The 11,794-nt window shown below is 29.2% G+C and carries 13 protein-coding genes; 3 read left to right on the plus strand and 10 right to left on the minus strand.

The window, feature by feature from the left end:
- Positions 1–65 precede the first annotated feature (65 nt).
- Entirely contained in the window at positions 66–1,355 is a 1,290-nt protein-coding gene (gene nagZ / locus RSD37_RS00855; RefSeq protein WP_346944800.1) for a beta-N-acetylhexosaminidase, read from the minus strand.
- A gap of 281 nt (positions 1,356–1,636) precedes the next feature.
- Here nagZ and RSD37_RS00860 point away from each other — a divergent pair, with 281 nt between their 5' ends.
- Positions 1,637–1,792 (plus strand): hypothetical protein, encoded by a 156-nt coding sequence (locus tag RSD37_RS00860; protein ID WP_346944801.1) that lies wholly within the window; start codon positions 1,637–1,639, stop codon positions 1,790–1,792.
- A 150-nt stretch (positions 1,793–1,942) separates the two neighbouring features.
- Here the strand turns inward: RSD37_RS00860 and RSD37_RS00865 are convergent, their stop codons facing one another.
- Positions 1,943–2,665, minus strand: coding sequence for a DUF1287 domain-containing protein (locus tag RSD37_RS00865; protein WP_346944802.1), 723 nt, complete (start codon positions 2,663–2,665; stop codon positions 1,943–1,945).
- 332 nt (positions 2,666–2,997) lie between these two features.
- Between RSD37_RS00865 and RSD37_RS00870 the strand changes: the two genes are divergently transcribed.
- Both RSD37_RS00870 and RSD37_RS00875 read left to right on the plus strand, forming a co-directional pair.
- Positions 2,998–3,702, plus strand: coding sequence for a glycerophosphodiester phosphodiesterase family protein (locus RSD37_RS00870; RefSeq protein ID WP_346944803.1), 705 nt, complete (start codon positions 2,998–3,000; stop codon positions 3,700–3,702).
- A gap of 99 nt (positions 3,703–3,801) precedes the next feature.
- A complete protein-coding gene (locus RSD37_RS00875; protein WP_346944804.1) occupies positions 3,802–3,957 on the plus strand; it encodes a hypothetical protein in 156 nt (51 codons plus the stop codon).
- Between the two features lie 124 nt (positions 3,958–4,081).
- Here RSD37_RS00875 and RSD37_RS00880 read toward each other — a convergent pair whose 3' ends face one another.
- From RSD37_RS00880 to RSD37_RS00915, 8 genes are all read right to left on the minus strand, one after another.
- Complete coding sequence (locus RSD37_RS00880; protein ID WP_346944805.1) at positions 4,082–4,984, minus strand: GGDEF domain-containing protein; 903 nt, start codon at positions 4,982–4,984, stop codon at positions 4,082–4,084.
- A gap of 50 nt (positions 4,985–5,034) precedes the next feature.
- Positions 5,035–6,420 (minus strand): DNA recombination protein RmuC, encoded by a 1,386-nt coding sequence (gene rmuC / locus RSD37_RS00885; RefSeq protein WP_346944806.1) that lies wholly within the window; start codon positions 6,418–6,420, stop codon positions 5,035–5,037.
- Between the two features lie 164 nt (positions 6,421–6,584).
- Positions 6,585–7,142 carry a hypothetical protein gene (locus tag RSD37_RS00890; RefSeq protein WP_346944807.1) on the minus strand — a complete coding sequence of 186 codons (558 nt, stop codon included), beginning with the start codon at positions 7,140–7,142 and terminating at the stop codon, positions 6,585–6,587.
- A gap of 44 nt (positions 7,143–7,186) precedes the next feature.
- Positions 7,187–8,050, minus strand: a complete 864-nt coding sequence (locus tag RSD37_RS00895) for a hypothetical protein (protein ID WP_346944808.1) — start codon at positions 8,048–8,050, stop codon at positions 7,187–7,189.
- A gap of 233 nt (positions 8,051–8,283) precedes the next feature.
- Entirely contained in the window at positions 8,284–9,363 is a 1,080-nt protein-coding gene (locus tag RSD37_RS00900; protein WP_346944809.1) for a hypothetical protein, read from the minus strand.
- The gene (locus RSD37_RS00905; RefSeq protein WP_346944810.1) at positions 9,356–10,315 is read right to left on the minus strand and encodes a DUF1700 domain-containing protein; all 960 of its coding nucleotides are present in this window, start codon (positions 10,313–10,315) and stop codon (positions 9,356–9,358) included. The genes RSD37_RS00900 and RSD37_RS00905 overlap by 8 nt, the downstream gene beginning before the upstream one ends.
- Positions 10,308–10,643: a PadR family transcriptional regulator gene (locus RSD37_RS00910; protein ID WP_346944811.1), complete on the minus strand. Its 336-nt coding sequence runs from the start codon at positions 10,641–10,643 to the stop codon at positions 10,308–10,310. Before RSD37_RS00910 ends, RSD37_RS00905 begins: the two co-directional genes overlap by 8 nt.
- A 402-nt stretch (positions 10,644–11,045) precedes the next feature.
- Complete coding sequence (locus RSD37_RS00915; RefSeq protein WP_346944812.1) at positions 11,046–11,663, minus strand: superoxide dismutase; 618 nt, start codon at positions 11,661–11,663, stop codon at positions 11,046–11,048.
- Positions 11,664–11,794: the final 131 nt, after the last annotated feature.

Raw genomic sequence — 11,794 nt, forward strand, 5'->3', positions numbered from 1 at the left:
TTCAATGTTTATGATAAGTATTTATATTTTTTCCCTTTACCATCATGATATTTACTCTATTATTTCTAAATATTTTTTTTAAGATTTATAATTCTATATACACTTTCATCAATTCTCTTTTCCGAAATAACTCCACTTTTCACTGCTTCTAATAGTCCATCTATAGCTTCTTCTTGATCCTTAAATGCTCTAGATACTATTATAATATCATTGCCTGCCTCAATAGCCTTCACTGCAGACTCCCTTGTTGTATATGTTCTTTTTACCCCTTCCATTATCATATCATCAGTTATAACAACTCCATTAAATCCGAGTTCTTGTCTTAAAATCCCTGTGATTATTTTCTTTGATAGACTTGAAACATATTTATCATCTAATTGTGGAAGATATAGATGCCCAACCATTATCATGTCTATACCATTATCTATAGCATACTTAAAAGGAATCAACTCTATATTTTTTAACTCATCAATAGATTTATTTATTACTGGAACCGCAACATGAGAATCCACATCTGTATCTCCATGACCTGGAAAGTGTTTTCCTACTGCTATAACCCCCGCAGATCTTATACCCTTAAAGACCTCTGTACCCATTACTTTTACCACCTGTGGGTCATCTGAAAATGCTCTAATCCCTATAACAGGATTATCGGAATTAGAGTTTACATCTAAAACTGGCGCAAAATCAAGATTAAAACCAAGACTTTTTACAGTTTCTCCAATTAATCTTCCATGATTAAATGAATAGTCTAAATCGCCTCTAGCCCCAACATCCCATGCGGACTCAAAGCTTCCCATTTCTTTTGGTATTCTACTTACAATTCCACCTTCCTCATCTAGTGATATAAAGAGTTTAAGTGGATTTTTGCTATTTAAACTATTTAAGTTTTCTATAAGCCCTTTAGTTTGAACTACTGTATCTATGTTTTCACTAAAAAATATTACTCCACCTACATGTCTATCCTTTATCATATGAGAAATTTCTTCATTAGCTTCACATCCATTGAATCCTACAATGAATAGCTGTCCAATCTTCTCCTCTAATGTCATTGCATCCAATTTTTCCTGTACTAAATCCACCACTGGCTCTAATATCACTTGTTTACTCCTATCTTTCTCCTGCTGCAACTCTTCTTTTTTGTTACCCTTGTTACCTACATTGTTACTATCACCATTTTTTCTATGATTTCCTACAATACCACAACCACATAATATTACAAAAGTTATTGCAATCATTATTGTAATAAGAGTAACTTTTGTAATATTATCTTTATGTTTTAAAAAACTACTTTTCTTTCCTACAACCTGCCTACTTATTATCAATCTATGAATTTTCCCATGAATACCTTTCATATAATTTCCTCCTAATTACTAACACTTTTAATTTACATGTGATTTATGCTCTCTTTTATTTCTACTTATTTTTTACTATACTAAGAATAAGTATACAAAATTTCATTTAATATATAAAAATTCCCAATAAAAAAATATATGTTATGTGTATTAATATCTAGTAACTTTATTAGAACTTATATGCTTAGTTCAGTGTTACTATAAAATACCTTAATAAAATTTATGAACTTAGGTCAAACTAACGTTGTAATTAAATTAATTTATGCTAAGGAGGTTTTTTTATGGCAAAGGATAGTCAACCTGATAATAAGCAAGCTAGAATGGAAAAATGTAATTATCAAACACCTATAACTAGTGAAACCGGAAAAAATCATAATAGAACTGCAAAGAAACATTCTATTAAGAGAGAAGGATTTCAAAGCCCCCATATAAATTAATAGATTATATAAAGACTATTAAGTATGAACACTTAATAGTCTTTTACCTTTATCATTTATTCAAAACAAACTTTACTATAATTTATGTCATTGATTTTACACTTATAATTTAAATCTATATTTAAAGTTATATTATTTCTTTGTTGCTTACTAATAATCCCATCTAAAATGACCTGCAATTTCAACACCACTAAAAATAAATGGACATTCTGAAGCTCTTGGTGGTGTGTTATGAATGATATAAGGAACGCCCTTACTATCTCTTTTATCTGAAACTATTGCTACATGTTCATAAGGTTCTAATATTACTATAATATCTCCAGGTTGCCACTGGTTTAAACTCACTTCATCCTTCTCATCAATTTCTGTGGTAAGAGATAATGCATGACTTTGAAAAAATACTAATTGATTAGGTACCCTTCTAAAATCTATATTAGAATCTGCTTTTCCATCTACCCTTGAATAAAGATTCAAATTCTTTTTTATATCTTCATCTATTAAACCTTTCAAATTAACATCTATCTCCTCAAAAGCTCTCCATATAACATCAGTACATACACCTTCATTCTTTGGTGGATATCCTCCATCATAATAATTGCTTTCGTACTTGGTTCTATTTTTCACCTCATTTCTAGCTCCCATTACCATATCTATAGCATCAGAGATACCATTCTTATTTTTATCCACATTTGTATATTCTTCACCTGCAATAGTATTTTCTTTGATTCCTAAAGCTCTTTGTATGTTCCAAATACTAGTTCCAACTCTCCCCATAACAAAGTTTCTAAAGGGGTCAATATTAACCATACATATAAGAAATACAAGTATTAAAATACATCCACCCTGAAGAAGCCTTTTCATAAAGTGTTTCATTATCATGTTCACCTCCTATAACTTGATTATAGATATTTACTAAACAGTTCGTATAACTTATATTTCACGATTTATACCAAGTACCATTTCCAAACTTACATAATTATTTTATGTTAAATAATGTATATTTATATAGTAACTTCTATTTACTTCTTAATCAACTTAATATTTAAACTATATTTCTATTTATTTTACAATATGATGCTATAAACAACATTTATTTAAAATATTTAATTACTATTTGTAAACTTTATATATCATTCTCTTCTAAAGTATTAACACTAAAGTATTAATATAGTAATATATATGTTATATACGGAGGTGAATGAGCTATGATTTATTTTGCTCATAGAGGTGCTAGTGAAAATTATCCCGAGAATACCCTACTTTCCTTTGATAAAGCTGTTATGTCAGGTGCTACGGCAGTGGAACTTGATGTTCACAAAACAAAGGATGAAAAACTTGTTGTAATTCATGATGAAGATATTAAAAGAACCTTTCAAGGTAACGGACTTATAAAAGATTTCACTCTTGCAGAATTGAAATCCTTTAAACCTAAAAATCTTGAATTTGAAAACAGTAAACTATGTAAATTGCCTACTTTAAACGAGGTATTAGAAATACTTAATCACCGTAATATTTTTATAAATATAGAATTAAAAACTGATGTTATTCACTATGTTAACATTGAGAAGGATGTTATTGACATGGTTAGAAAATATGATATTGTTGATAATGTGCTACTATCTAGTTTTAATCACTCCTCCCTTGAAATATGTAAAACAATAGATAATAAAATAAAACTTGGAGTGCTATTTCACAATAAAATAAATAATATAATTAAATATGCTAATGATTTAGGTGCATATTCTATAAATCCCAATGTACATTTAGTTAATGAAGACTTAGTGTCCCTTGCTCATGAAAGTAATCTTAAGGTTTTTACCTATACAGTAAACAAACCTTCTATGGTTAATCATCTTGACAAAATAGGATGTGATGGTATATTTACAGATAGCATTGAGAAATTTATCTAGGTTTATGGATATAATATTCATTCAATATACAATGATATTATTGATAAGAACTTTAAATATTATGATAAACAATAACCTAAGATAGAAAGGAGGTTAACTATGTCTGATAAAAATATAGAAATGATGAAAAAGCTTATTGAAGAGAAAAAAAATAAAGGTAAAGTAAACGGCGGAACACTTCACCCGACTAAAAATATGGGTAAAACTCATAAAGCATTTAAAAATACTAAGCAAGGTGGAGTAACTGATAAGTAATAGTCACACTACTTATAATCATAATGTTCTCAAAGGTATACATGGCATAACAAAAAGGTATGAAATTTTTGTATTTAAAAATTTCATACCTTTTTTTATATTCATATGCGTTTTAATAGAATGTTTAATCTATTTCCTCATTACTTCCTACTGTTTTATTTCTTCCATTCTCCTTAGCCTCATAAAGCTTTCTATCTGCCATATCTATTAATTCTTCCATACTAAGAATCATATCTTTAAGTCCTTGGACTCCAAAACTACACGTTATATTAATAGACTCTCCATTGTGAATAAATGTAGTTTCCTCTAATTTTACCCTTATTCTCTCTGCAATGATTTGTGCATCTTCCTCGTCTATACTATTTAAAACTATAAGAAACTCCTCTCCACCATAGCGTGCAATCCAATCTGTGGTGTTGTTTCTTATGTATTTTGAAGCTATTAAAGTAAAGTCCTGTAGAACCTTGTCACCCATTGAATGACCATATGTATCATTAATTTCTTTAAAATAATCTATATCTGCCATTATTATTGACATGGGATAATTATTTTTCAATGCACTTTTAATATCTTCTGATAATCTCTCTCGTATATACCGTCTATTATAAACTCCCGTTAGATCATCCATAACAGTATTCTCTCTTACCTGTTCTAAAAATTCTCCTATGGTTTCTTCATAATCTTTATCTTTATTTGTAATTAAACCACTTTGAGATATATCCTTAATCATCTCCACCACATATATTTCTCCACATATATTTATAGGAGTTGCTGTTACCAAGAATATTTTTCCTGCATTATACTCAAGCTTTATCACAGTATCATTATCTATATATGCCTTATGTGAAATACACTTTTTACACCCTTCATCCCTTTTCCAAATATCATAACAGTCTCCCTGAATTTCAACTACAGAGTCACCTTCTACTACAACAACTTTATTATTTAAGGGATTAATAATTCTTAACACATCATAAATATTCTTGAAAATTGAAAGTCTTTCTTTAATTTCTTCTATTATGCTCATACTTAAAGCCCCCTTTAAAAACACCTTGCTCATAATAAATACTTCTTATATTATTCCTCTATAGGAAATATATCTATATAGGTGTCAGTGATATCATTAGTTAAACTTTCCACACTCATCAACTTTTTATTAATTTGTTTCGTTCTCGTGCCTACTAGCTTATCAAGGTCTGTACTTGCTTGATTTAACTTCTTTTGTGTAGCCTGTAGTACCTCTTCAAATTTACCAAATTCTGTCTTAACTGCACCAAGTACATTCCAAACTTCACTAGAACGCTTTTCTATAGCAAGGGTTCTAAATCCCATTTGTAAGCTATTCAAAAGTGCAGCCAATGTTGTTGGTCCTGTTACATTTATCTTGTATTCTCTTTGAAGTATTTCAACTAGATTGGTACGTTTCACAACTTCTGCATATAGACCTTCAATAGGCAAAAACATTATTCCAAAATCTGTAGTGTTTGGTGGATCTATATACTTATCTCTAATATCTTTAGCTGATTTTTTTATAGCAGATTCTAATTTTTTATATCCATCCTCAATAAGTTTCTGATCTCCAGTTTCGTAAGCATCCACTAGATTATGGTACATATCCAAAGGAAATTTTGAATCCATAGGTAAATAAACTACATCGCCATCCTTGTCTCTTCCTGGAAGTTTTATTGCAAACTCTACATTGTCTCTAGATCCCTTTTTTGTTGCTACATTAATATCATACTGATCCTTAGTAAGAATTTGATCTAGAATTCTTCCAAGCTGTATTTCTCCAAGTGTACCCCTAGTTTTAACATTAGAAAGCACCTTCTTTAAATCTCCAACACCCATAGCTAAGGTTTGCATCTCTCCAAGTCCTTTATGTACAACTTCTAATCTTTCGCTTACTAATTTAAAGGATTCTCCAAGCCTTTTTTCTAAAGTACTTTGAAGCTTTTCATCCACAGTTTCTCTCATTTTTTCCAACTTATCCTCAGTTGACCTAAGTAATTCACCTTGTTTTTGGGATAACTCACCAAACTTTTCCTTTTGTAACTCATTAAAATCATTAACACTTTTAGAAAATTGATACTCGAATGATTTAAGTGACTTCTCCATAGTGTTTGAATAAGTGTCTAATTGATTCTTTTGAAGATTTGCTATCTCACTCATTCTAATTAAAATAGCATCACTTAACCTTTGAATTTGAAGATTTAGTTCCATTCTAGATTCTTTTTCACCTTTACGAGATTCTTCTCTATTTCTTGAAATCTCATCTCTAAATCCTCTCTCAAGTTTTTCTATTCCTCTATCAATTTCTTCTACCTTCTGCTGGACATGCAAGAACTTATTCTCAATCTGCTCTAAGTTACCATTATCTCCTCTTACTCTTGTATTTTTTAAAGTTAGAGTAAAATATATATTTACAACCAATAATATGATTGCAATGATTAATAAAATTTCCATGATACCATCTCCAAATCCCCCTAATTCTTTTAATTCTTATTGTAACATCTTTATTTATAAAATCCCACTACAAATAACAAGTTTAGACATAATATTAAAATTAAATAGATACTCTTTAAATAAATCAAATAATTTTTACATAAAATCCCAGAACGCATTTATTACTAAACTAATGTAACAAATTCCTTTCCCTCTTTTCTTACCATTAAAAGAATTAAAACCTCTGCTATGAAATAAAAAAAATATGCTATTGGTAATAAAGTAAATGTAACTTCATAATTTAACAAAAAGGATTCAAGTATTATTGCTGATATTGTACTGTAAAAGTAAAACCTCCATCTAAATCTTACTTTATTATATAATTGAGCGTTTACACGAGCCTCTTCTAAGTTATAAAGTCCTTTGAAGATATAGTAGATTATAATTAAGGTTATTAATAATCCTACCTCTTCTAACACAATAATCCATATATTTGACATGGTTATAACGCTACCATCTAATCCAAACAAAGACATACCTAATTGCATTATAGATATACCTACCATTATCTGTACATAAATTACACTTTTCCCAAATTCAACATCATGTTTTTTAAGTTTATCTACTCCCTTCCAAATTAGAATATATCCTATAAAATTAGGAAGCATTTCTATTACACCAATATGAAAATCGAAAAAAACTAGTATTAATCCCCAAAAGATAAACCTCAAATTTTTATTCACATAAACACCTCTTAACTTCAATATAACTCCACTTTTAATTATCTTTAATGATTATTTTTCAACTCTTCTATAAGTTTTCTCATATCCACTTTACCATAAAATTCTGGCTCACCATCACCTATTTTACAGTGGATATAATCCTTATTATTATCCTTATCAATAATATTTAGAGTAATCCTTGCCTTGTTGACATTTCCAAGTTTCCTATCCTTATTACTTAACTTAGCTATATACTGTATCTCTATTTTTTTACCCGACTCTACCTTTATTGGAAAGGTATCTTTCTTTGCTATATCTTTATTATTAATATAAATATAGTAATTTTCATTTATATAATCTAAGAATCCCCCTTGAGCTCCTGTTATCTCTATATCTTTATTAGCCTTATATGTTTTAGTTCCAATATGTTGATGAAAACTACCTTCATCTACTTCTTCATAAAAATGATTTTCATCTGTATCACTTTTCCTTAAATATATATCACCTACATCCACATTAAATGCACTGCCTTTATGTGGTGAAATACATATCTCTGACATATGAACTTGTCCTTTTTCTAAAATTGCCTCCATATCTTCTCCTGTTGACACAGTTACATCACTAAAATTTACAGTTAATTTATTTATCTTATAAGGCCACTGATGATCAGGCCATAAAAAGCTGTTATCCTCTTCTAACAACCAGTTTTCTTCACTCTTCATTTTAGGTATAGTGAAATGATCATATCTTGCATTACTCAATGCATTATCAATATAAAAAAGGTCTACAGTGTTCTCAGTACTATCAATATAATGTTTTAAAAATACTGGTTCCTCCAATGACACTTGTGAAAACTTATATACATTAAAAATCCAAGCTCCTATAATAACTATGATAGTAACAATTAATACCTTTTTACTATATCCCATATTACCCCACCCTAATCCATAGAATTTTATAATATATTTACATAATTGTAACATATCATCAGCAAAAACATTGTCAAAAAAAGTCAGTGATTTTGTGTTATCACTGACTTTTTTAACAATTACTTTGAATTATTAGTTATAAATATCATTGGTGTTTTTACTTTTAGTATAGATTACACCTTTAGCTTTTATTCAATTTCATAATTTGCTATTAACCTCACACTTATGCTACACTAATATACTTCTTTTTCTAATTCTTCTGGATATACATGCTGAAATTCGCAGTTAGAAAACCTAGATACTTTTAAATTAAAGTCTTTATTTTCTCCTCTTCCAATATAACCAGAATAATTCCCTCTAAAGTTACTTAAGTCATATTGATTTTCAAATTCTTCGCCATGAAAATAAACATTCTGTGAGTTCCCCTCTATATTAACATTCATTCCGTAATCCCTAAAGTTAGTTTGATAATTGATGTAATCTCCATCTAACTTAACATCTTTTCCTATTGGCATATAAGACTTAATCTCTATATTTCTTCCACTAAGTATAACACTACCTGGTAATTTGGCAGCTTCAATATATTCCTTTTCAAACCCTTTAGAAGTAACCTGTATACTTCTAGCTGATATATTCACATTCTCTGCATTAATTAACTCTCTTAAATCCATTTCAACATAATCATTAGTTTTTATAGTTATATTCTTAAGAGTATTATAAGCTGGTAAGCTAACATATCCATTTCCACTATTAAGGGTTAAATTATCCTTTAATACAGCATTATCATTTACTATTAAGTTTGCATAATAATGAGCTTGAAAGTTAATATCCACAGCCTTTGGTACTTCTATAATTATTTGACTATTATCGTTTCTTTCCTCTACAAGAGTAGATATAACAGCATCATAGCCATTCTCAAATAATCCCTTAAGAGTCTCACCCTCAAACAAATTATATATTGATCTTTCTCCAACTACAGTTAATTCCTTTTTCTCTTCATTATAGGTACTTTCAACCTTCATGTTATTTTCCATGTATTCATTAACTTTAACTGTGGTATTTCCATCTGTAGATGGTACAACCTCTACATCAAAACCTTGTTCTTTCAATGATTCAATATTAATAGATTGGATTTCTTCAGCTGTTGTAAAAACTTCTCTTTCACTTACATCTGCATTTGCTACTTCTCTTTGAACCCTATAAATTTCATTAATAACCCTAGGAGCCATATAAATTCCACTTACTATAGAACCAATGATCCCAACTCCAAGAAAAACAGCAGCTACTATAAGTGATTTCTTCCATCTATTCATGAGTTCCATCCTCCTCATTCTTCTTATTTTTCTCTTCATATTCTACATCTATAACATGAGTTAATTCACCATTAATACTCTCTGCTTCTTCACCACTCTCTAAAACTTTAGGCACAGTGTTTCCCGCAATAAACTCTTGTTCCTTATTTAACTCCTTTGAATTAATAGTATTTTCCTTAGTTTCACTATCATCATAATTATATTCCATAGTGGCTTGTGACTCTGCTTCTTCTTTCATATCCGGAACTTCATTATTATTATTTGTTTGCTGATTTTTAACTCTTACATACATATTTCTAGTTTTAATCCATGAAATATATTTAACTACTAAGTACTTTATGCCCTTACATACTAGGCAATATATAGTCCAAAATAGAATTGCAAATCCAGTCCATGCTATACATGCAAATATTCCAAACACACCTAATCCTAGGTTAATTCCCATAAGAATTGCAGCTCCCAAATATCCCGCAAAGTTTCCTATAGACATCGCTATAAGTCCAACTCCCCATGCAATCATAGATGTAGCAACAACTAAGCTTGGAAAGAATAACATAACTGATATTATCACCATGATTAATTTTACTCCTGCACCTGAAATCCTTCCATTTAATACAGATTTAGAATCTAAAAATTCCTTTGTTTTGTTTCCAGCCTTCCGTCCTTGCACCTTTGCAGTTTCCCAAAGATTCTTTGCGTTTCTAGAGATTTTCTCCTTCATCTCTCCACTACTAGCTGAAGCCTTACTTTGTCCTTTCATCTCTTCTATTAATTCTTTTGCAATACTCTTAGGTGATCCTAAGTTTTTTATAATTTCCTCATCACTTTTCCCTTGAAGTTCTCCATTTAGGAAGAACTCTTCATAGTCTCTTAAAATATCATTTATCTCATGTTGATTAAAAGTTCCCTTTAAATAATCCCTTAGTATATCTAAAAAATCGTTTTTATTCATTACTTATTCTCTCCTTCCTATAACACTCTAATATTAGATTTACATCCCTTACAAATTCATCCCATTCCTTAACTAGAATCCTCAGATTTCCCTTTCCATACGGAGTTATTCTATAATATTTTCTATCTGGACCACCTTCAGACTTAACCATATAAGTCTCAAAATTTCCTTCTGCTGTAAGTCTTCTAAGTAATGGATAAATTGTGCTTTCCTTTACTGACATAACTCTTGAAATGTTATCAACAATTTCATATCCATACATATCATTATTGTTAATAAGTGTAAGAACACATATTTCAATTACGCCCTTCCTTAGTTGTGTACTCATGGTGATACCTCCTTTATTTAATTTTTAATTTCCTAGTTAAACCTAACCCTAAATTGTCTTAATACACCATAATTTATTATTATTTATAGTTTAAAGTTCCTAATTTAAAAATTATTTTGGCATACTATGTAACACACAGTAGTCCCTTTAAATTTAGTACTACGTTTTACATAGTACTCATAAATCTATGATAACATAGTACTGTGCCATACACAATAGGTATTGAAAACTTTTTTAAATTTAATAATAAAAGTAGCCAAAGAACTTCTTCTCTGGCTACACTTTAATTTCTATTACTAAATTTTATATAATTATGCTAACTTTAGATGCTTCTTTAAATTAGCTTCAATGTAAAAGTTAAAATCTTCAATAGTATAACTTGAAAAGTTATATTAAAATATATTATCCTATATAATTTTTATATACTTCTTCAATCTTATCCCAATTAAATAAGTTCCATATGTTATTTACATAATCACCTCTTAAATTTTTATATTTAAGATAGTAAGCATGCTCCCAAACATCTATTGTTAGAAGTGGTTTTTTACCAATGCTTAATGGTGAGTCTTGATTTGATGTAGTAATAACTTCTAGGTTTCCAGCTTCATTCATAACAAGCCAGCTCCATCCTGAACCAAATTGTCCTATAGCAGCTTTTGAAACAGCTTCTTTCATATTGTCAAAGCTTCCAAAATCCTTTTCAATTTGTTTAAACAAATCTCCCTCTGATTTTGCTTTTCCATTTGGAGTTAAAATACTGAAATAAAAGTTATGATTTGAAACTCCTCCGCCTTGATTTATAACTCCTTGACGGATTTCTTTTGGAATACTATCTAAGTTTGTTAATATTTCCTCTAATGTTTTACCTTCTGTAAAACTCTCATGGCCTTCAAGTAATTTATTAAGATTGGTAACGTAAGTTTGTAAATGTTTTGCATAGTGTGTTTCCACTGTTAAAGCATCAATATATGGCTCCAATCCATTGTATTCATAAGGTAATGATATTTTTTCATATTTCATAATTTAATCCACCTATCTTTCCTATTTTTATTTATACTTATATTATAACATTTTTTCTATAATATAAGTAATTGGTGCAACTTTTTTAATAATATCTTAACTATTATTATACACTTCCTAATATATTATGT

Source organism: Clostridium sp. (genome assembly GCF_036646415.1).
GTDB lineage: Bacteria > Bacillota > Clostridia > Clostridiales > Clostridiaceae > Clostridium_J.

What these genes read in the sequence shown, in the direction of transcription:
- nagZ (WP_346944800.1), bottom strand. Translation starts at nt 1,355, where the DNA reads ATGAAAGGTATTCATGGGAAAATTCATAGATTGATAATAAGTAGGCAG.
- RSD37_RS00860 (WP_346944801.1), top strand. Translation starts at nt 1,637, where the DNA reads ATGGCAAAGGATAGTCAACCTGATAATAAGCAAGCTAGAATGGAAAAA.
- RSD37_RS00865 (WP_346944802.1), bottom strand. Translation starts at nt 2,665, where the DNA reads ATGAAACACTTTATGAAAAGGCTTCTTCAGGGTGGATGTATTTTAATA.
- RSD37_RS00870 (WP_346944803.1), top strand. Translation starts at nt 2,998, where the DNA reads ATGATTTATTTTGCTCATAGAGGTGCTAGTGAAAATTATCCCGAGAAT.
- RSD37_RS00875 (WP_346944804.1), top strand. Translation starts at nt 3,802, where the DNA reads ATGTCTGATAAAAATATAGAAATGATGAAAAAGCTTATTGAAGAGAAA.
- RSD37_RS00880 (WP_346944805.1), bottom strand. Translation starts at nt 4,984, where the DNA reads ATGAGCATAATAGAAGAAATTAAAGAAAGACTTTCAATTTTCAAGAAT.
- rmuC (WP_346944806.1), bottom strand. Translation starts at nt 6,420, where the DNA reads ATGGAAATTTTATTAATCATTGCAATCATATTATTGGTTGTAAATATA.
- RSD37_RS00895 (WP_346944808.1), bottom strand. Translation starts at nt 8,050, where the DNA reads ATGGGATATAGTAAAAAGGTATTAATTGTTACTATCATAGTTATTATA.
- RSD37_RS00900 (WP_346944809.1), bottom strand. Translation starts at nt 9,363, where the DNA reads ATGAATAGATGGAAGAAATCACTTATAGTAGCTGCTGTTTTTCTTGGA.
- RSD37_RS00905 (WP_346944810.1), bottom strand. Translation starts at nt 10,315, where the DNA reads ATGAATAAAAACGATTTTTTAGATATACTAAGGGATTATTTAAAGGGA.
- RSD37_RS00910 (WP_346944811.1), bottom strand. Translation starts at nt 10,643, where the DNA reads ATGAGTACACAACTAAGGAAGGGCGTAATTGAAATATGTGTTCTTACA.
- RSD37_RS00915 (WP_346944812.1), bottom strand. Translation starts at nt 11,663, where the DNA reads ATGAAATATGAAAAAATATCATTACCTTATGAATACAATGGATTGGAG.